This is a genomic window from Micromonospora sp. CPCC 206171 (genome assembly GCF_036906755.1).
GTDB classification, from domain to species: Bacteria; Actinomycetota; Actinomycetes; order Mycobacteriales; family Micromonosporaceae; genus Micromonospora; species Micromonospora purpureochromogenes.
The window spans coordinates 191,368-210,700 of the sequence record NZ_JBAKHT010000006.1 but is presented as its reverse complement, the minus strand read 5'-3'; the positions used below and the strand labels follow the sequence as shown (position 1 = coordinate 210,700).

Sequence of the window (19,333 nt, the reverse complement as noted above, 5' to 3'; positions counted from 1 at the left end):
CGCCCCGCGCGCTCGTCGTGAGCAGCTCAGGCGCGCAGAGCCCGCACCGCAGTGGACGACATCGTCGCCAACTCCGGCCGGGCAGGCATGAACAACGTCGCGACGCCCAGCGCCTCATTCATCGCGGCGAGTTCGTACTCGTGCGAGAAATCGGTCGAGTTCCTGACCCCGCGGATGATCAGCCCGCACCCGTTGTGCCGGCAGTAGTCGGCGGTCAGCCCATGCCATGCGGCCACCGCGACGTTCTCCCAGCCCGGCGGAAGCAAGCCCCGGATCTCCCTCGCCCGCGCACCAGTCGTCCCAGACGGCCGCTTGCCGTCGTTGACGGCAACAAGGACGGTGACCTGATCGAAGATGCGGCGCGCCCGGTCGACAACATCCAGATGACCCGGTGTGAACGGATCGAACGTCCCTGGGTAGACCGCTCGGGCCGACCCGGGACTGCCATCAGCAGCGTGAGTCACCAGGCCAGACTAGGACGTGTCCTGCCGATCTTGGCATGGCGAGACGGAACCTCAGACGTCTAGGGTGTCGATGTGACGACCGCCCGGCCGCTTGACAGCGAGGAACTCGCGAGCACGGCTCCGGAGCGAGAGGTTCTGGAAGCCTTCATCGACGCGTACCGCGATGTGATCATTGGCAAGCTCCGGGGGCTGCCGGAGGATGACGCCCGTCGGAGCCTGGTGCCCTCGCTCACCACGCTCGTCGGCCTCGTCAAACACGTCGCCGCTGTCGAGCGGAACTGGTTCCAGCACTGTCTGGCACAGCAGCCACGTGAACAGATCATTGGCAACTCGTTCGGTGACAACGCCAGTTGGCAGGTCGGCTCGGGCGAGACGGTCGCAAGCGTCATCACGGAGTACGCCACGGCATGTGATCGATCGAGGCAGATCGCGGCCGGCTTCGCCCTCGACGACACTGTTCCTCATCCCCGCCTGGGCATGGTGTCACTGCGCTACATCTACGTGCACATGATTCGTGAGTTGGCGCGGCACTGCGGCCACGCCGACATCCTCCGGGAGCAGATCGACGGCATGACCGGGGACTGAGCTGCATCCCCGCCGATCATCCGTGCGGCGCGGTCTTCACATCGTCCAGATCAGCCATGCCGGCAGTCTTCCTCATCCGCCGAGCCAGCGGGTGAGGTATCGCCTGCAAGATCAGCAAACGCCGGGTGGCCGGGGCCTCGGTCGGTGGACCTCAGCCCGGGTCCCCTGTCGGACCTCAGTCCATGGCGAGGTAAAGCCGTTGACCGGCGGGTCGGTAGCCGACGCGCTCATACACCCGCCACGATTTCTCGCCGGAGGCCTCCAGCCAGGCGATCTCCACGCCGGTGGTGAACAGCCGCCGGGTGATGTCGGCGGTGATGGCGCCCGCCAGCCCCTGGCGGCGGTAAGGCGAACGAACGGCGATGCCGGCGACCTCGCTGACCGCGCCGGTGGGCGGGACCGCCCCGCCACCTCCCGCACAGGTGCCGTCGTCGGTGGCGGCCATGACGGTCGCGCCGCCGGCGGCCTGCAGGCGCCGGAGCCGAGCCACGTCAGCCGCGGAAGCCACCCGGTCGCCGCCGAAGGCTTCGTTCTGCGCGCTGATCAGCGCGGCGCGCTGGGAATCGGTGCCCGGTTCGCGCAGCTCGAGGTGGTCTGGCGTGGGTGGGGTCTGCAATTTGCCGGGCACACAGAGCAGGTAGGTGTGCCGGGCTTCCACGACGAAGCCGGCGGCGATCAGCAGTGCCTCCAGGCCGGGGGCGCAACTGACGACGTACTCCAGGCGGGGTCTGCGACCAGCCGCACGGAAGGCGGCGACCAGGGCGGTGACGTCGGCCGCGGTGATGGCGGTACCGGGACGCGGCGTCGCGTAGTTGATGTGGGGACTGGTCGTTGTCGGATCCACCCCGATCACGAACGGCCCCACTTCGACGGGCGCGGGTCGGCTGGACAGGTTGGCGACGACGGACTGCTGGATGCGGGCATCCATGATCAACGTGAACCTCGATGCATGGGAGAAGCTGCGATGGGCGGAGGAATCGTTGGACCGCTCACCGTGACAGAGCCACGCGACGATCATTCGTCGCGTGGTCGACACTCAGGCGGCCGCTCGGCCTACCCGGATCACAGGCGTCATTCCCTCATGCAGAGCGCCCACGCCGATCGCGTGGTCGGCTGCAAGGTTGCCGCAGCCGGCTTGAGCTGTCAACCCTTGATCACTCCCGCTTCCGCGCCTGCCGGGTCGCTGCGTCGCCGGCCGAGGCGGGGCCGGTGCCGGCAGGACGGGGCGAGGTCAGGCGCCGGGCGAGGAAGCTACGCCCGACGCGCCGGAGCGGAGCCCGGCCGGTCCGCCAGCGCCACACCGACCGCCTCCTCGGGCGTGTCGACGTGACGTGGGCCGGACACCGGCGCCCCGGTGGCGTCCACCACCCGCCAGCCGCCCAGCACCACCACCGGCACCCCGCCCCGACGCATCGCCAGCGCCACCTCGCTGAGGGTGCCCCAGGAGCCGCCCACCGCGATCACCGCGTCGGCGCTCCACACCAGGACGGCGTTGCGGGCCTGTCCCAGGTTGGTCAGCAGCGTCGCCGAGGCGTCGACGACCGGGCCGGGGGCGGTGCCGTCGTCGGGGCGTACCGCGATGACCAGGCCGTGGTGGGCCCGGGCGCCGGCGGCGACCGCGGCCATCACCCCGCCGCCACCTCCGCAGAGGACGGTCGCGCCGCGCGCGGCGAGCAGCTCCCCCACCCGGCGGGCGTGGGCCAGCTCGGCCGGCGTCGCCGACGCCGGGCCGCAGACCGCCACCTGCACCAACCGGCCTCACCTCCACGGCGAGGTTAGCGCCGGGCCCGGTCACCTCGCCGGTACGCCACGGGAACCCGCATGGTGGACCGGCCCTCGTACCATCCCCGGGCATGGCGCGTGACCTGGCGAAACCATCGGAACGGCGGCGGCTCGGTGGACTCGACTGGCAGCCGCTGCTCATCGTCGGCGGGTTCGCCGCACTCCTCGTGGTGCCCGGTCTGCTGCTGCTCGTGCGGGGGGTGGGCGCCGCCCTCGCCGAGTACGCCGGGTCGCCCGGCCAGGTACGGGTCACCCGGTGTGTCCCGTACGACCAAGGAAAGGGCAAGGGGTGGACCTGCAGCGGGGAGTTCGTGGCCGACAGCGGCGAGTTCCGCATCGCCGAGGTGACGATCGAACCGTACCTGGAGGAACGCCCCACCGCCCCGGTCGCGGCGCGAGTCCTCGACCGGCGTTCCGACGTGGCCTGGATCCCGAGCCTGGTGCCGCTCACCGCCGGCGGCGGCGGCCTCGCGTTCCTGGGTATGGCCGGGTGGGTCGGGTGGGGGGTGTTCCGTCCCGGCGACCCGGAGGAGAACCTGTCGAAGCGGGCCCGCCGGCGCCTGGAACGGCAGCGGCGCGGTCCGGCCGGCCCGCCGCAGCTGGGCGATCGGGCCAACAGCCGACGCCGCAGGCGACGCCGGTCCGCGACGTGAGGTGGCTCCCCGGTGTGCACACCGGGGAGCCACCTGGGCCGGGGTCAGAAGACGGCGACGCCGTACTTGCTCAGGGCCTCCTTGACGGGCTGGAAGAAGGTCTGGCCGCCGGTGCGGCAGTTGCCACTTCCACCGGAGGTCAGGCCGAGCGCGGTGCTGCCGGCGTAGAGCGGGCCGCCGCTGTCGCCCGGCTCGGCGCAGACGTTGGTGGCGATCATTCCGCGCACGACACCCTCGGCATACCGGACGGTGGCGTTGAGGCCGGTGACCGTGCCGCTGTGGGTGCCGGTGGTGCTGCCCCGACGGGTCACGGCCTGGCCGACGTACGCGTCACCGGCGGCGGTGATGTCCTGCGAGCCGACCGAGCCGTCGATGGCGACCGAGGTGTTGGTGTAGCGGACGATGCCGTAGTCGTTGCCGGGGAAGCTGGTGCCGGTCCGGTCGCCGAGCTTGGTGCTCAGCGCGGAGTTGGCGTACCAGCTCGCCGACAGGTCGGTGCAGTGCCCGGCGGTGAGGAAGTAGTAGGTGCTGCCGCTGCGCACGTTGAAGCCGAGCGAGCAGCGGTAGCCGCCGCCGTAGATGGCGTCGCCGCCGGAGATCCGCATGCTCAGCGTCCCGGCCAGGTCGGTCGTGCGCGCGCTGCCGCCGGAGGCGGCCACGGCGGCCCCGATGCGGGCCCGGTCGGCGACGCTGACCGTGCTGTCCACGCCCACCACGACCTGGTTGGTCACCGGGTCGACGTACGTCGCGGTGCCGGTGACGCCGAGGTCCACCCGGGACTGCGCGCGCTCCAGCGCGGCGGTGCTGCGGGTGACCAGGCGGGCCTGCCCGCCGGCAGCCCGGACCGTGGCGGCGGCCCGCGCGTCGGTCACGGCGACGACGGTACGCCCGGAGGCGTCGACGTAGGAGCCGGCGGTGCGGTCGGTGCCGAGCGCGGCCGTGAGGGTGGCGGCCCGTTCGGCGGACAGGGGTGCGGGGGCGGCGTGCGCCGGTGCCGCGGCGACGGCGCCGCTGACCAGGGCGGCGGTGACGGCGGACAGCACGCCACGTCGTGTGGTTCTCACGCGTTCCTCCCGGGGAGGGCTGGACGGCCCGATGGGCCGATCGATGAGTGCACATGTTTCTCGCGGCAGCGGGCCGGATCCAGGCCCCCGGCGCGGTTGTTCACCCCGGGCCGGACCGGACGTGGCCGCGTAACGCATCGACGTTGATCGACGCTGGTGGGACGTGGGGGCGCTGTCAGCTCACGGTCGTGCTCCTGACGCGGTGTCGACGCCCACCGCCCGGGTCGGCTAGCCTGCCGGCCATGCCATCGACGCTGACCGAAGCGACCGATCCGTACTGCCTGCGCGAGGGCGAGAGCGGCGCGCTGCTCGCCGGGCATCCGTGGCGCCGGTTCGTGGTGCTGGGCGACAGCGTCGCCGAGGGGATGTGCGAGCCGGTCGACGGGTACCCGCCGGTGCAGTGGGCGGACCGGATCGCCGCCGAGCTGCGCGCGGCCCGCCCCGGGCTGGCGTACCTCAACCTGGGCCGGCGGGGGCTGCGGGCGCACGAGGTGCGCGCGGCGCAGCTGGACGCGGCGCTGGCCTTCGACCCCGACCTGGCGCTGGTGGTCTGCGGCGGCAACGACGCGTTCCGCCCGGCCTTCGACCCGGACGCGGTCGACGCCGAGCTGGCCGCGATGATCGGTGCGCTGCGGGCGGCCGGGGCGGACGTGGTCACCGTCGGGATGTTCGACGTCTCGCACAGCCCGGCCGTCCCGGCTCCCCTGCGGTCCGGACTGAGCGAGCGGATGCGTCGTCTTTCTTCGCACACCGGGCGGCTGGCCGAGTGGCTGGGCACCGTGCACGTGCACCTCACCGACCACCCGGCCGGCGCGGACGCGTCGCTGTACAGCAGCGACGGCCGGCACGGCAGCGCCCGCAGCGACGCCATCGCGGCGGCGGAGACGGTACGCCGGCTCGGCGCCCACCTCGCCGCCCGGCGCGCGCCCCGGCCGTGATCGTCTGTCGTTTCCCGACGTCCGCCCCGGCGGGTCGCGTCGGGAAACGACAGACGATCGTCGGTTCGGTCAGTCGGTGAGCAGGATGCCGGTCAGCAGGACGCCGCGGGCGAGGTTGAGCACGCCCTCGCAGCCGGGGTAGCCGACCCGGGCCAGCGCGCCGGAGCCGGTGCGGCCGAACAGGTACGGGGCGATGCTGTACGGCACCTCCGCGGTGACCACCTCCCCGGTCTCGATCTGCACGAAGTCCATCGCCACCCGGTCGGCCGGCATGTACCGCTGCAGGATGTTGCCGCCCCGCCTCACGGCCGCGCGCACCCCGTCGGCCCAGGCCGCCGCGCTCAGCTCCGGGCCGATCAGCACGTCGTGGCCCGCGGAGCCGTCCGCCGGCTTGGCGACGAGGTCCGCCTGCTCGGCCAGCGCCCGGTCCAGCTCGGCCTCGGTCAGCACCACCGTGTGCGGCACGTACCGGCGGATCAGGGCCTGGTCGTCGGCGGGGAGCTGGTCCAGGTCCTCGTAGAGCCAGGCGAAGTTGACCTTGTTGCCGAGCAGCCAGGCGGCGGCGCTGACGAACATCGGCAGGGTGCCGGCGGCGAGCGCCCCCGCCACCGCCTCCAGGCCCGCGCTCGGCGTGACCCGGTTGGGCACGAAGAGCCGGAACAGCGCGTCCACCGGGGCGCCGCCCACCACCAGCCGCCGGTCGGCGTCCAGGGTGGCGGTGGCGACCGGGGCGATGACCAGGTCGATGCCGAAGCGCCGGGCCTGGTCCGCCAGGGGCGAGAGGATCCGGATGAACGTCTCCGGGTCGTCCAGCCCCGGGTACTCGGCGTCGAAGTCCATCAGCAGCGCCACCCGGGCCCCGTCGGCCAGGCCCAGCTCGTCCCGGATCGCCACGAACCGCTGGTCCAGCAGGGACGGTGCCGGCCGCGCCGGCACGCCGTCGAGCAGGCCGCGCTCCCGGTAGAGGTGGGCGAACCGCTGGATCACCGTGTCGGCGTCGAAGCCGCCGCCGAGGCTGCTGTCGATGTTGTACTCGACGATCCGCGGCTCCCCGCCGGAGAGCAGCACGTCCGGCCGGTACGCGGCCAGCAGCGCCTCGGTCAGCGGCTCGTCCTCGTCGAGCAGCCGGGTCTCCCCCGCCGGCACGCCGAGCAGCCGGCGCAGCTCCCCCGCCGTGCGGGCGCGTCGCCGGCAGGCGTCCAGGACGAGCTGGGCGATCCGGTCGCAGACCTCGTTCAGCTCGCGGAAGGAGTCGGCCGTCAGCACCGTCGGCCGAGCCAGCCGCCACTGCTTGTTGTACGTCGCCCGGCCGTGGAAGATCCGTTCCCACTCCTGCGCCCCGGCGGCGACCATCGCCCGGCGGGCGGCCTCCGGCAGGTCGGTCCACGCCCGGCCGGCCGCCGGCCACGGGTAGTTCACATCGATCATGATCCGTCCTTGGTCACGTGGTGGATGGCGGCGGTGAGGGCCGCCCGGCCGGGCTGTACGGCCCGGTCCAGCGCGGGCGCGAAGGGCAGCACCGCGCCGTCCGGGCGGGTGACCCGCCGGGGCGGAGCGGCCAGCGGTACCCGTTCCACGACACTGGCGATGATCTCCCCGGCGATGCCGCAGGACCGGTTGGAGTCGTCGAGCACCACCAGCCGCCCGGTCCGGCTCACCGAGTCGACCAACCCGTCGAGGTCGAACGGGTAGAGCGTGCGCGGGTCGAAGACCTCGACCGACACCTGGTCGGCCAGCTCCCCGGCGACCGCGAGCGCGTCGTGCACCAGGTGCCCGACGGCGACCACGGTCACGTCGTCGCCGGCCCGGCGCACCACGCCCCGACCCAACGGCACCGGGGCGAGGGTGGCGAAGTCGACGTCCTCGCGGACATCCAGCGCGCCGGCCGGGGCGAAGACCACCACCGGGTCGTCGTGCCGGATCGCCGAGACCAGCAGCCCGTACGCGTCGGTCGGGGTGGCCGGCACCGCGGTGACGATCCCGACGTGGGCGAAGAGCGAGTACGGGTGGTCGGAGTGCTGCCCGGCCCAGCCGGTCCGGGAGCCGGAGCCGGGCACCAGGTAGGTGACCGGGGCGGCGCACTGCCCGCCGGTCATCAGCGGGAACTTGTGCGCGTGGTTGACGATCTGCTCGAAGACCAGGAAGAGCAGCGACGGGATCTGGAACTCCACCACCGGGCGCATCCCGGCCAGCGCCGCCCCGGTGGCGAAGCTGGTGAACGCCTGCTCGGACAGGGGCGTGTCCAGGACCCGTTCCGGCCCGAACCGCTTGAGCAGGCCGGCGGTGACGTTCGACGCGGCCACCCGGATGTCCTCGCCGAGCAGGAACACCGCCTCGTCGCGGGCCAGTTCGTCGGCGAGCGCCCGGGTCAGCGCCCTGCGGTAGGACAGCCGTGGCATCAGCCACCTCCCGTCCGGGCGGTCAGCCCGCTGGCGTACAGGTGGTCCAGCGCGCCGGCCGGGTCGGGCTCGGGGCTGGCCAGGGCGAACGCGACGGCCGCGGCGAGCGTCGACTCGACCTCCGCGTCGACGGCCGCCCTTGCCGCCGGGACGAGCCGGGCGGCCTGGATGTGCACCGGGTCCCGGGAGCGGCCCTCGGCCACCTCCTGCGGCGGGCGGTAGTCGAGGCGTACCGCGTGTTCGAAGGTGTGGTGGGCGTCGAAGCGGTAGGTGCGGGCCTCGACCAGCTCCGGGCCGCCACCGGCGCGCATCCGCGCGACGGCGGCGGCCGCGGCGTCGCGTACCGTCTCCGGGTCCTGGCCGTCGACGACGGCGGCCGGCATGCCGAACGCCTCGGCCCGGCCGACGATGGTGCCGGCGACCGCGCCGGCGACCGGCATGGTGGTGGCGTAGCCGTTGTTCTCGCAGACGAAGAGCACCGGCACCCGCCAGAGCGCGGCCAGGTTGAACGCCTCCAGCAGCATCCCCTCGTTGACCGCGCCGTCACCGAAGAAGGTCGCCCCGACCACGTCGTCGCCGCGCCGCCGCCGGGCCCAGACCGCGCCGGTGAGGATCGCCCCGGAGGCGCCGACGATGGCGTTCGCGCCGAGCACCCCGCGGGAGAAGTCGGCGGCGTGCATCGAGCCGCCCCGGCCCCGGTTCAACCCGGTCTCCCGGCCCAGCAGCTCGGCCATCATCCGGGCCGGGTCGGCACCCTTCGCCAGCACGTGCCCGTGCCCGCGATGGGTGCCGGTGACCAGGTCGGAGTCGCGCAGCGCGGCGCACACCCCGGCGGCGATCCCCTCCTGACCGAGGTACGGGTGGATGCCGCCGACGATCGCCCCGGAGTGGACCAGCTCGACGGCCCGCTCCTCGAACCGGCGGATCAGTCGTACCGTGCGGTAGAGCCGGACCGGGTCGGCGTCGGTCACCGGTCACGCCCCTCCTTCACGGCGACGAGGATGTCGTCCCAGAGCGCGGCCCGGGCGGTGAGCGCCAGGTTGACCGTGTCGGCGCACTCCTGCCACTTGAGGTCGTCGTCGCCGCAGAGGTCGGCGAGCATCTGCATCGCCATCGGGGTGTGCTGCTCCCCGTCGACCTCGATGTGCCGCTCCAGGTAGTCGACGAAGGTGTGCAGCCGGTTGCTGCGCTCGTTGACGGCGACGACCTGGGTGAACATGTCGGGGATCAGGTCCTCCCGGCCGAAGGCGAACGCGGCGGCCTGGCAGTGCACCGGGGTCGACTCGATGATCTTCCAGGTGGTGGCGGCGAACCGCGCCGACGGCGCGGGGACGCCCGCCTCGGCCAGCGCGGCGGTCACCGGGCGACCGGCCCGCAGCAGGTCGACCAGCGCGTCCACGGCGGTGGTGTCCGCGCCGGCCTCCCGCATGCCCCGCACGTAGAGCTCGAAATGGCTGATGAAGCCCTCGCCGAGCTCGTCGCTCTCCTCCACCATCACGATGTCGTTGATCAGGCGGCGGCTGCCGGACGGGCCGGTGGGGATCCACGGCACCGTGACGCAGGTGAGCTGCCGCTGCAACGACTTCAACAGCGACATGAAGTCCCAGACCGCGAAGACGTGGTGCTCCATGAAGGTGACCAGCGCCTCGTGGGTGTCCAGGTTGGCGTAGAGCGGGTGCTTGACCACCGCGTCGCGGCGGTCGGTCACCGCCTGTTCCAGTCGCTCGATGCCCGGGTGGGTCCTCCCCCAGTCGTACCGTGACATGTCAGCCTCCCTGCTGGGCGCGGTCGCGCCAGATGACCGGGCAGTATTCGGGGTCCGCGTAGTCGGGCCGCCCCTCGTGGGTGCGGCGGACCAGCACGTCGTGGTTGTACGCGGCGAGCGTGCCGTCGGAGAGCGGGTACTCCCGCCAGGCGTTGTCGCCGTCCTGCAGGTGCAGCGAGATCGCCTGGCGCGGGCGGCCGCTGACGTTCGCGCCGCTGCCGTGGTAGGTGCGGCAGTGGTGGAAACTCAGGTGTCCCTTGGGGATCACCATCGGGATCTTGCGGATCTCCGCGCCGTTGTAGGCGGCGTTCTCGGCCAGCATCTCCTCCAGCTGGCTGCGGTCGCGGTCGGCGAAGTGCCGCACCACGGTGTCGTCCGCGCCGATCTCCTGCCACCGGTGCGAGCCGTCGACCATGGTGATGGTGCCCATCTCCTCGCCGCAGTCGTGGAAGGGGATGAACGCGGTCAGCATCTTCTCCGACGACGAGGACGCCCAGTAGTGCTTGTCGAAGTGCCAGGGCACGATGTTGGACGGCTCGCCGGAGATCGGCGGCTTGTAGATCAGCGTGGACTGGAAGATCCGGATCTCGTCGGCCTGCGCCAGCCGGGCGGCGACCGCCCCGATCAGCGGCTTGCGCAGGATCGCCGCCAGCCCGTCGTGCTCATGGTGGACGTAGTCGTTGTGCCGCTGCACCGGGCCCTTCGACGGTTCCCAGTAGGCGAGCTTCGGCGGGCGGACCGGCAGGCGGCGGTCCCGCTCCCCGGCGTAGTACCGGTCGGTGGCGGCGGTGAGCGCGTCCACCTCCTCGTCGGTGAGCAGCTTCTTCGACAGGTACCAGCCGTGTTCGGCGTAGAAGCGCACGTCCTCCTCGGACGGGAGCAGCGCCTCCTCCTCGGCGGTCAGCGTCGGATGGAACTCCGTGGTGGTCATGCCCCAACCCCTCGTGCCGTGCCGGCCACGACGGCGGGGGTTGCCCCCACCGCGGCCAGCTCCCGTTCCTTGGCCTCGTAGAGCGCCTTGATGTTGCCGCTGCCGAAGGTGCGCGCCCCGCGTCGCTCGATCAGTTCGAGGAAGAGGGTGCGGCGCACGTGCATCGACTCGGTGAAGATCTGCAGCAGCTGCCCGCCGTGGTCGGAGTCGACCAGGATGCTCAGGTCGCGAAGCCGGTCCAGCGGTGCGTCGACCGGGCCGACCCGCCGCTCCAGGTCGTCGTAGTAGGCGGCGGGGGTGCCGGCGAAGCGCACCCCCCGCTCGGTCAGCGCCCCGACGGCGGTGACGATGTCGTCGGTGCGCAGCCCGAGGTGCTGCACCCCGGCGCCGTGGTGCTCGGTGAGGAACGCGTCGATCTGGCCGGGGCGCCGGCCGGCGTCCGGTTCCAGCAGCACCAGGGTGACCCGCCCGGACGGGCTCTGCACCACCGTGGAGTTCATCGCCTGGCCGGCGACCTCGATGTGCTCCTCGAAGATCTGCGCGAACCCGAAGACCCGCTGGTAGTGCCCGACCGTCTCGTCGAGCTGCCCCGGCGGCACGCAGACCGCCAGGTGGTCGATCTCGGCGAGCAGCTTGTCGTCGTCGGTGACCGGCGGCGTCATCTCCACCGCCCCGGGCAGGAACTCCGCCCGGTCGCCACGCCGTTCCACCAGCCGGTGCAGCACGTCGCCGAAGCCGCCCACCTCGGCGGTCACCACCTCGGCGTCCGCGCCGGTCCAGGTGCGCGGCGCGCTCACCCCGGTCGCCCCCCGGGCCACCAGCTCCGCGTACGCCCCGGCGGCGTCGTCGACCTCCAGCGCCACCACCGCGATCCCGTCGCCGTGCCGCTGCACGTACGTCGCGGCGGGATGCCCGACGGTCAGCCCGGAGGTGAGCAGCATCCGGATGTCGCCCTGGCTGAGCAGCAGCGAGCGCTGCCCGGCCAGCCCCGTCTCCGGGCCCCCCTGGCCCCGCAGTCGGAAGCCGATCGCGGTGCCGAAGTAGAAGGCGGCCTGCCGCGCGTCCCCCGCGTACAGTTCGATGTGGTCTATTCCACGGATGTCCATCTCCAGCCCTTCCCCATGTCCCCCCGTGAGTGCGGTCCGGGCGCGTACCGCCCGGGTTGTCACCTGTGCGGCCCCCGCGCCCCGGCGGCGCGCCGCAGCAGCAGGCTGACGTTCTGGCCGCCGAAGCCGAACGAGTTGGTCAGCGCGAACTCCGTCCCGGTCGCCCGGGGCTCGACCCGGATGTGGTCCGCCGGGCAGTCCGGGTCCGGGTCGTCGAGGTGGTACGTCGGCGGCAGCAGCCCCGCGCCGAGGGCCAGCGCGCAGGCGGCCGCCTCCACCACCCCGGACGCGCCGAGCAGGTGCCCGGTGAGCGCCTTGGTGGAGCTGACCGGCACCCCGCCCGCGCCGAAGACCGTCGCCAGCGCGGTGGTCTCGGCGATGTCGCCGAGCTTGGTGCCGGTGCCGTGCGCGTTGACGTAGCCGACGTCGCCCGCCGACACTCCCCCGCCGGCCAGGGCCCGCCGCATGCACTCGGCCGCGCCCGCGCCGTCGGGCCGGGGCGCGGTCGGGTGGTACGCGTCGGTGGTAGCGCCGTACCCGGCCACCTCGGCGTAGGCGGTGGCGCCGCGCGCCGCGGCGTGCTCGGCGCGTTCCAGCACCAGCAGCGCCGCCCCCTCGGCGAGGACGAACCCGTTGCGCCGGCTGTCGAACGGCCGGCTGGCCCGGGTCGGGTCGGCCCAGCCGCGGGCCAGCGCCCGGGCGTTGCCGAAGGTGTCGGCGAAGGTCGGGAAGAGCGGTGCCTCGCTGGCCCCGCAGAGCACCACGTCGGCCTCCCCGGCCCGGATCAGCCGGACCGCGTCGGCGACCGACTGGGCACCGGAGGCGCACGCCGTACCCACTGCGGAGCTGTAGCCGCGGATGCCGTGCGCGATGGCGATCCGCGCCGACGGCATGTTCGGCAGGATCCCGGTCAGCAGGTACGGGCTGACCGCCGCCCGCCCCCGGGCGGCCCGCGCCATCACCTGCGCCTCCAGTGTGGACATCCCGCCGACCCCGCCGACGATCACGCCGATCCGCGCCGGGTCGACGTCCTGGCCGACCTCGATGCCGGCGTCGGCGAGCGCGTCGCCGGCGGTGAGCAGCGCCAGCACCACGATCCGGTCGAGCACCTTGGTCTCCGGGCCGGAGGCGACCGTGCGCGGGTCGATCGGCGGCAGCAGCCCGGCGACCTCCAGCGACTCCCGGGCGGGGTGCCCCTCGGGCGGCCGGGCCAGCCCGGACTTCCCGGTCATCAGCGCGTCGAAGGTGGCCGCCACGCCCCGCCCGACGGGGCTGAACAGACCCATCCCGGTGATGACGGCGGTCATGACGGCGACTCGGTCAGGTAGCGCTCACGCAGCGCCACCTTGCGTACCTTGCCGGTGACGGTGACCGGGATGTCGGCGGAGGCGACCGGCACCACCCGGCGCACGGTCGCGCCGACGTCCGTTCCGAGCGCGGCGCGCACGGCCGCGGTGCGGTCGGCGTCCGGGTCGGCGCCGGCGGCCAGTTCCAGCAGCACGTCGGTGACGACGGTGCCGTCGTCCTGTTTGACGATCACGACGGTGCAGTCGGTGACGTCGGGGCAGGCGGCCAGGATGCGCTCCTCCGACAGCGCGGTGAAGAAGCGCCGTCCGTCGGGCAGCTCGACCGAGTCGACGGCCCGGTCCAGGTGGTAGTAGCGGCCCTCGGTGTCGGCGTACACGAGGTCGCCGGTGAGGTACCAGCCGCGCAGCCGGGACCGGTAGGTGGTCACCGAGTCGTTCCAGTAGCCGCGGAACAGCGAGGGCGAGTCGATGCCGAGCCAGCCCACCTCGCCGGGCGGCAGTTCGTTCCCGTCGAGATCGAGCACCGCCACCTGCGTGAACCGGTAGGGACGGCCGACGCAGCGGCCGTACCGGTCGGTGTCGGTGGTGTGGGTGAGGTGGAACATCGAGTGGCCCATCTCGCTGGAGCCGAGCCCGTCGATGAAGACCGAGCCGGGCACCCGCACCACGCCGTCACGGGTGACGGTGTCGCGGGAGCCGACCGCGACGAGGCGCCGCACGTGCGGCTCGTGCGAGCAGTCGCCGGTGTTGAACCACAGCCGCACCGACTCCAGGTCGTACCCGGAGAGGTCGAAGCGGGCCAGCTCCGCCCAGGTGACGGAGAAGCCGAACACCCCGTCCGGGCGCCAGCGTTGGATCGCGTCGAGCACCCGCTCGCCGCCCTGCTCGGACAGGAGCAGCATCTCCGCCCGGTTGCCCAGCGCCTGGTTGACCATCAGCACGGTGGCGGTGTGCGGGGCGGGCAGCGCGTTGAGGATCCGGCTGGTGCCCTGCGCCTGCGGCATGGACAGCAGGTGCCGGGTGGCGGCGAAGAGGCTGGCGTGCGAGTGCAGCACCGCCTTCGGTACCCCGGTGGTGCCGGAGGTGTGGGTGATGACGATCGGGTCCTCGTCGTGGTGGCGGTAGTGCGGCGGCGCGGCGGCCGGGTCGCCCGCGCCGGCCTCGGCGGGCTGCCCGAGCAACGGCGCGCCCAGGTCGTGTCCGGCGAGGGCCGCGGTGTGCGTGGCGTCAGCGAGCACCCCGGCGGCGCGCAGCCGGCGGATGTACTCGGCGGCGATCTCCGGGCGGAGCTTGCCGTTCATCAGCGCGGGGATCGCGCCGAGCCGGGTCAGCGCCAGGAAGCTGAGCACCATGTCGGCGGCGCCGGTGGCCCACACCGCGATCGGGTCGCGGGGCCGGACGCCGCGCCGGTGCAGCCAGGCCGCCCGGGCGGCGACCCGCTCGTCGAGCTGGCCCAGGGTGAGCGGCCGCTCGGCGGGGTGCCCGTCGACCGGGGTGTCGAAGGTCAACCCCGGTCCCGTCGGGTCGGCCCCGTGCGCCAGCACCCGGGCGAGCACGTTGCCGGCGCCCAGTGCGGCGTCGGCAGCGAGCGCCCCGCGCAGTCCCTTCGTCCTCATTGCCTCGTTCCTCCCCCCAGCAGCACCGCGACCGCCCCGGTGGGCGTGCCGTCGGGTGCCTCTTCGATCAGAACCAGCAACGCCTCGTCGGCGTCGCCGTCGTAGAGCAGCAGGTCCGCCTGGGCCAGGCCGTCCGCGCGCGGATCACCGGTGGGGCTCAGGCACACCACCGGGCCGTGTAGTCCCCAGCGCGCCGCGACGTGCCCGGCCACACTGTTCGGCACCGACTGGAAGAAGAACAGCGGCCCGACCCGGCCACCGGCGGCGACCGTGGCCCGGACGTGGTCGGCGCTCGGCCGGTCACCCGCGGCGCTGACCAGCACCACCGCGCAGGTGGTGCCCACCGGCGCCGGGCGTGCGCCGTACCGGCGGGTCAGGCAGCGGTCGGCCACCGCGGCCACCAGCGGCGCGAACGGCGAGTGCACGAACCCGGGCAGCGCCGGCGGCGGTCCGTCGCCGGGCTCCGGCCAGCGCGCCTCGGCCAGCACCGCGCTCACGGCGTCGCCACCAGCAGCGCGGTGTCGGCCCCGCCGAAGGCGGCGTTGAGGCTGAGCGCGTACGGGGTGCCGACCGGCCGGGGCGCGTCGGTGACCACGTCCAGCGGGCAGGCCTCGTCGGGACCGAGCCAGCCGGCGTTGACCGGCAGCTTCCCGTGCCGCAGCGCCTGCACGGTGACCACCAGTTCGAGCAGGCCGGAGGCCTCCAGGGCGTGCCCGTGCACCGACTTGGTGGAGCTGACCGGCACCCGGCCGGCGAGGTCGCCCAGCGCCAGCCGCAACGCGGCCGCCTCGGAGGCGTCGCTGAACCCGGTGCCGGTGGCGTTGGCGTTGACGTAGCCGACCGCCGCCGCGTCCAGCCCCGCCCGGCGCAGGGCCGCCCGCACCGCCCGCGCCAGCCCCCGCCCGTGCGGGTCCGGCTGGCACGGGTGGTACGCGTCGCCGGCGCGGCCCCACCCGCACACCGTGGCGACCGGCGTGCCGCCCCGGCGGCGGGCCGCCCCGGCGGACTCCAGCACCACCGCGGCCACCCCGTCGCCGAGCAGCAGCCCCTGTCGCCCGGCGCTGAACGGGCGGACCGCCCCGTCGGCGGCGAGCGCCCGGCCGGCGTCGAAGAGCGCGAACTGGTCCGGTTCGACCAGGTAGCCGGCGGCGACCACCACCCGTGCGACGTCGCCCCGGCCGATCATCGTGGCCGCGTCGGCGACCGCGGTGCTCGCCGAGACGCAGGCGCTGGTGTAGGTCCGGGTCGGCCCGCCGAGGCCGCAGCGCCGGGCCAGGTGGCCGGCGAGCGCCGGCACCTCCGGCCCGCCGCATCCGGCCGACCCGCGTCCCGCCGGCTCTCGTTCGGCCGGCCCGCCGGTCGGCCGGTGGTCGGGCACGACCGCGGGGGCGGTTGTCCCGCCGCCGGGGCCGGCCGCCGGCCGGTCGCCGCGGAAGGCGACGGGCTGGGACAGCGGCCCGCCGTGGGTGGCCAGCAGCAGGGCCGATTCCGCCCGGGCCGCCGCGTCCAGGCCGGCGGCCCGGCATGCCGCGTCGATCGCGTCGGCCAGCTCGTCGGGCAGGGTCCCGGCGTCGGGCATGGTGGCCGCGACGGTCACCCGACGGCCGGTGGTGTCGAAGCGACGTACCGGCCGGAACGCCGGCGTGCCGGCGAGCACCCCGGCGAGCTGCGCGTCGGCGCCCCTGCCCAGGGCGCTGGCGGCGTAGCTGCCGACGATCGGTACGGGCTCCCGCTCAACCATCTGCGGGGCTGGTCAGGGAGGTGCGGAACACCGCCAGGGCGTCGTCGACGGTGCGGATCCCGGCGAGCTGGTCGTCGGTGAGGTCCAGCCGCCGGTCGTAGCGCTGCTCGACGAGGTGCACGAGCCAGGCGAGTTCCATCGAGCCGACCCGGTGCGGTACCTGGTCGACGGGTTTCGCGGTCAGTTCGGCGAGCATGCTCACCAGGTCAGCTCGCCCCAGGTCGGGCTGACCGGACATCAGCGGTTGTCGCTGGTCGACCCGGCGACCCGGTCGGCGACCATGCGAGTGAACTCGCCGACCGTCATCAGGGCCAGCTTCTCCGACTCGTCGTCGGCGAACGTCAGCCCGTACCGGTCCTCGACGCGGACGGACAGGTCGGCCAGGGCCAGGGACTCCAGGTCGACCCCGGACGGGCCGAGGGTGGTCTCGTCGTCGATCCCCTCGACGTCGTAGTTCATGTCCTCGAGCTGCTCGATGACGAAGGTGCGGACCTCGTCTCGCATGGCTTTAACCTCTCTTCGTGGGCGAGCTACCGGTGTCCGGTCGGGACACCGTGCACGTGTGGGTGAGCGCTGCCTCCGGCGGTCGGCCGGAGGCGGCGCGCCGGCTGCTGCGGCGGGCGGGGGGCACGCTGCTCGGCCGGGCGGAACGGGAGGTCGGGGTGGGCCGCCGGCCCGACGGGCGGCCGTGGGTGCGGGCCGGTGCCGTGTCGCTGCCGGTCAGCGTCAGCCACGCCGAGGGCGTGGTGGTGGTCGCCGCCCGGCGGACCGGTCCGGTCGGGGTGGACGTCGAGCGCCGTCGCCCGCTGCCCGCCCTGGCCCTGGCCCACCGCTGGTACGCCCCGCCGGAGGCGGCCTGGCTGGGCGACCTGCCGGACACTGCCCGGGTCGAGGCGTTCCTGCTGCTCTGGACGGCCAAGGAGGCGGTCGGCAAGGCGCTGGGCCGGGGGCTGCGCGCCGGTGGCCTGCGCCGGCTGATGCCGGTGCCTGAGAACCCACGCGAGCTGCTGCGCCCCCTGCCCGGCCAGGCCGGCGTCCGGGTCGGCCACCCGGGGTGCGGCGCCGGGCTGGTGCTGGCGATCGCGGTCGACGCCACCCTCGACGCCGGAACCGAGCCGGCCGGCCCAGCCGAGGTCGAGGTGTCGGTGGTGTTCGAGTAGCGGGCCGGTGCCCGGGTGTTCGCCGAGCGGGCCGGTCACGGGGCCGCCGCCCGCAGCGCGGTGACCGAGCGGACCAGCTTGCCGGTGGTGGTCCGGGGCAACTGGTCGACCAGGTGCAGGGTGCGGGGGCGCTTGTAGCCGGCGAGCCGCTCGGCGAGCAGCTTGTCCAGCACCTCCTCCGACAGCGGGCCGTCGGGCTGCACGTACGCGGTGATGCCGTCGTCGTACACGACCACGGCGGCGGCCACTCCGGGCAGGCCGGTGAGGGTGACCTCGACCTCGGTGAGGTCCACCTTCATCCCGCCGACGGAGACCTGCGAGTCGAGCCGGCCCTTGACGGTGACCAGGCCGGTCGCCGGGTCGACGGTGCCGGCGTCGCGGGTGTGCAGCCAGCCGTCGGCCCAGCGGGTGGGGTCGCTGAACCCCACGTACGGCGACGCCGAGCAGCTCACCCACAGCTCGCCGCCGGACTCGCGGACCTCGATGCCGGGGGCGGGCGCGATCGACGGGCGGTGCCGTCCGTACAGGTCGGTGCCGATCACCCCGACCTCGGTCATCCCGTACATGTTGCCCAGCGGGACGCCGAAGCGGTCGGCGAACGCCTGCGCGGTGGCGGCCGGGATGAGTTCCCCGCCGGTGGTCATCCGCCTGAACTGCGGCAGCGGGCGCTCCGGCCGGGTCGAGGCGAGCAGTCCGATGTGGAAGGGCACCCCGAGCACGGTCGCCGGGGTGTCCTGGGCGGCGACGGCGGCCAGGATCGCGTCGCCGCCGAGCCGCTCCGGCGGGACCAGCTCCACGCCGGCGTGCAGGCCGTAGAGCAGGCCGCCGACCAGGCCGAGCACGTGCACCATGGACGGCAGCAGGATGATCCGTTCGCCGGGCAGCGCCACCCCGTCGATCCGGGTGTAGCGGTGCACCTCGGCGACCAGGTCCGCGGCGGTACGACCGATGACCTTGGACGGTCCGGTGGAGCCGGAGCTGAGCTGGATCACCGCGTGGCCGCTGGTGGCCGGGGCGGCCGAGCGGGGCGCGACACCCTCGGTGACGTCGACGAAGATCCGCAGCGCGCCGCCGCCGGTGCGCACCGGCGCCACGACCACCTGCGGGGTGAGCCGCTCCAACGCCCGAGCCACCTCGTGGTCGGTCAGCCGGTGGTCGAGCAGCACCGCCTGGGCGCCGGTGCGCCAGGTCGCCAGCAGGTTCACCACGTACGCCAGCGACGGCGGCAGCCGCAGCGCGGCGGCGCCGCCGGGGCGCAGTCCGGCCGCGGCGAGACGGGTCTGCGCCTCGCCGACCAGACGGCGCAGGTTCCCCCGGTCAACCGGCTCCGGCAGACGGAGACAAATATCGGTTGAACGGCCTGTTAACAATATTTCGTCAACCCAGCCCGGGTCCGTCGCCGTAGAATCTTCCGTCGGACGATCCATGGTCACTGCCGCCCACCGCCCAGCGTCAAATAGGGCGGAATCCGCCCATCAGGTGCGTCTTTCGGGGTGCTGTCGGAACCCTACGACAGGCCGGAAACCCATTGCTAGATGCAAATGGCTAGATCAGAAAGAGCGGCCGGCCGGATTGCCGACACTCGATCGGACAGGCAGGATCAGGCGCGTCCGCCGGCTCGGGACACCGCCGGCCGGGCCGTCGCGTGCCCGGAGCCGACAACGAGGCGCCGCGGCGGCCGGTGACCACCCCGGGGCCTGGCCTTCCCGGCCAGGTCACACACACTCGGTGACGGAGCACGGCTCGGTCCCCCGAGATGTGCGCCTCGGCCGATCCGCCGGGGTCCGCGGCGCACCCGGCCCCGCCCACACCGACGGTCGCC

At 73.9% G+C, this 19,333-nt stretch carries 21 protein-coding genes; 4 read left to right on the top strand and 17 right to left on the bottom strand.

Annotated elements, in window-relative coordinates; all coding sequences use genetic code 11:
* Window positions 1-26: 26 nt before the first annotated feature.
* Window positions 27-464 (bottom strand): pantetheine-phosphate adenylyltransferase, encoded by a 438-nt coding sequence (gene coaD / locus V6U89_RS10715; RefSeq protein WP_334570682.1) that lies wholly within the window; start codon window positions 462-464, stop codon window positions 27-29.
* Window positions 465-536: 72 nt separating this feature from the next.
* Between coaD and V6U89_RS10710 the strand changes: the two genes are divergently transcribed.
* Window positions 537-1,049: a DinB family protein gene (locus V6U89_RS10710; RefSeq protein WP_334570681.1), complete on the top strand. Its 513-nt coding sequence runs from the start codon at window positions 537-539 to the stop codon at window positions 1,047-1,049.
* 175 nt (window positions 1,050-1,224) lie between these two features.
* On the opposite strand, the gene V6U89_RS10705 is transcribed toward V6U89_RS10710, so the two are convergent.
* Window positions 1,225-2,067 (bottom strand): GNAT family N-acetyltransferase, encoded by an 843-nt coding sequence (locus V6U89_RS10705; RefSeq protein ID WP_334570679.1) that lies wholly within the window; start codon window positions 2,065-2,067, stop codon window positions 1,225-1,227.
* A 233-nt stretch (window positions 2,068-2,300) separates the two neighbouring features.
* Entirely contained in the window at window positions 2,301-2,798 is a 498-nt protein-coding gene (locus V6U89_RS10700) for a dethiobiotin synthetase (protein ID WP_334570721.1), read from the bottom strand.
* A gap of 104 nt (window positions 2,799-2,902) precedes the next feature.
* On the opposite strand from V6U89_RS10700, the gene V6U89_RS10695 reads away from it, so the two are divergent.
* Window positions 2,903-3,484, top strand: a complete 582-nt coding sequence (locus V6U89_RS10695) for a hypothetical protein (RefSeq protein WP_334570678.1) — start codon at window positions 2,903-2,905, stop codon at window positions 3,482-3,484.
* A gap of 44 nt (window positions 3,485-3,528) precedes the next feature.
* Here V6U89_RS10695 and V6U89_RS10690 read toward each other — a convergent pair whose 3' ends face one another.
* Window positions 3,529-4,548: a S1 family peptidase gene (locus V6U89_RS10690; RefSeq protein WP_334570677.1), complete on the bottom strand. Its 1,020-nt coding sequence runs from the start codon at window positions 4,546-4,548 to the stop codon at window positions 3,529-3,531.
* A 242-nt stretch (window positions 4,549-4,790) separates the two neighbouring features.
* Here V6U89_RS10690 and V6U89_RS10685 point away from each other — a divergent pair, with 242 nt between their 5' ends.
* Complete coding sequence (locus V6U89_RS10685) at window positions 4,791-5,486, top strand: SGNH/GDSL hydrolase family protein (RefSeq protein ID WP_334570676.1); 696 nt, start codon at window positions 4,791-4,793, stop codon at window positions 5,484-5,486.
* Window positions 5,487-5,555: 69 nt separating this feature from the next.
* Here V6U89_RS10685 and V6U89_RS10680 read toward each other — a convergent pair whose 3' ends face one another.
* Genes V6U89_RS10680 through V6U89_RS10625 form a run of 12 tightly spaced genes read right to left on the bottom strand, consistent with a single transcriptional unit; the run spans window position 5,556 to window position 16,855 of the window.
* Entirely contained in the window at window positions 5,556-6,914 is a 1,359-nt protein-coding gene (locus V6U89_RS10680; RefSeq protein ID WP_334570675.1) for a hypothetical protein, read from the bottom strand.
* Window positions 6,911-7,885: an alpha-ketoacid dehydrogenase subunit beta gene (locus V6U89_RS10675; RefSeq protein ID WP_334570673.1), complete on the bottom strand. Its 975-nt coding sequence runs from the start codon at window positions 7,883-7,885 to the stop codon at window positions 6,911-6,913. Before V6U89_RS10675 ends, V6U89_RS10680 begins: the two co-directional genes overlap by 4 nt.
* On the bottom strand, window positions 7,885-8,856 hold the full coding sequence (locus tag V6U89_RS10670; protein WP_334570672.1) for a thiamine pyrophosphate-dependent dehydrogenase E1 component subunit alpha: 972 nt from the start codon (window positions 8,854-8,856) through the stop codon (window positions 7,885-7,887). Before V6U89_RS10670 ends, V6U89_RS10675 begins: the two co-directional genes overlap by 1 nt.
* Window positions 8,853-9,650 (bottom strand): DUF3050 domain-containing protein, encoded by a 798-nt coding sequence (locus V6U89_RS10665; RefSeq protein WP_334570671.1) that lies wholly within the window; start codon window positions 9,648-9,650, stop codon window positions 8,853-8,855. Before V6U89_RS10665 ends, V6U89_RS10670 begins: the two co-directional genes overlap by 4 nt.
* Window position 9,651: 1 nt before the next feature.
* Entirely contained in the window at window positions 9,652-10,581 is a 930-nt protein-coding gene (locus V6U89_RS10660; RefSeq protein WP_334570670.1) for a phytanoyl-CoA dioxygenase family protein, read from the bottom strand.
* Window positions 10,578-11,687 carry a 4-hydroxyphenylpyruvate dioxygenase gene (hppD, locus tag V6U89_RS10655; RefSeq protein ID WP_334570669.1) on the bottom strand — a complete coding sequence of 370 codons (1,110 nt, stop codon included), beginning with the start codon at window positions 11,685-11,687 and terminating at the stop codon, window positions 10,578-10,580. The genes V6U89_RS10660 and hppD overlap by 4 nt, the downstream gene beginning before the upstream one ends.
* 59 nt (window positions 11,688-11,746) lie before the next feature.
* The gene (locus V6U89_RS10650; protein ID WP_334570668.1) at window positions 11,747-12,994 is read right to left on the bottom strand and encodes a beta-ketoacyl-[acyl-carrier-protein] synthase family protein; all 1,248 of its coding nucleotides are present in this window, start codon (window positions 12,992-12,994) and stop codon (window positions 11,747-11,749) included.
* Window positions 12,991-14,610, bottom strand: coding sequence for a class I adenylate-forming enzyme family protein (locus V6U89_RS10645; protein ID WP_334570667.1), 1,620 nt, complete (start codon window positions 14,608-14,610; stop codon window positions 12,991-12,993). Before V6U89_RS10645 ends, V6U89_RS10650 begins: the two co-directional genes overlap by 4 nt.
* A complete protein-coding gene (locus V6U89_RS10640) occupies window positions 14,607-15,098 on the bottom strand; it encodes a beta-ketoacyl synthase chain length factor (protein WP_442933905.1) in 492 nt (163 codons plus the stop codon). The genes V6U89_RS10645 and V6U89_RS10640 overlap by 4 nt, the downstream gene beginning before the upstream one ends.
* A 5-nt stretch (window positions 15,099-15,103) precedes the next feature.
* Window positions 15,104-16,351: a beta-ketoacyl-[acyl-carrier-protein] synthase family protein gene (locus V6U89_RS10635; RefSeq protein ID WP_334570665.1), complete on the bottom strand. Its 1,248-nt coding sequence runs from the start codon at window positions 16,349-16,351 to the stop codon at window positions 15,104-15,106.
* Complete coding sequence (locus tag V6U89_RS10630) at window positions 16,344-16,589, bottom strand: hypothetical protein (protein ID WP_088961673.1); 246 nt, start codon at window positions 16,587-16,589, stop codon at window positions 16,344-16,346. Before V6U89_RS10630 ends, V6U89_RS10635 begins: the two co-directional genes overlap by 8 nt.
* Entirely contained in the window at window positions 16,589-16,855 is a 267-nt protein-coding gene (locus V6U89_RS10625) for an acyl carrier protein (RefSeq protein ID WP_088961672.1), read from the bottom strand. The genes V6U89_RS10630 and V6U89_RS10625 overlap by 1 nt, the downstream gene beginning before the upstream one ends.
* 17 nt (window positions 16,856-16,872) lie before the next feature.
* On the opposite strand from V6U89_RS10625, the gene V6U89_RS10620 reads away from it, so the two are divergent.
* Window positions 16,873-17,511, top strand: coding sequence for a 4'-phosphopantetheinyl transferase family protein (locus tag V6U89_RS10620; RefSeq protein ID WP_334570664.1), 639 nt, complete (start codon window positions 16,873-16,875; stop codon window positions 17,509-17,511).
* A gap of 35 nt (window positions 17,512-17,546) precedes the next feature.
* On the opposite strand, the gene V6U89_RS10615 is transcribed toward V6U89_RS10620, so the two are convergent.
* The gene (locus tag V6U89_RS10615; RefSeq protein WP_334570663.1) at window positions 17,547-18,938 is read right to left on the bottom strand and encodes a class I adenylate-forming enzyme family protein; all 1,392 of its coding nucleotides are present in this window, start codon (window positions 18,936-18,938) and stop codon (window positions 17,547-17,549) included.
* Between the last annotated feature and the right edge of the window lie 395 nt (window positions 18,939-19,333).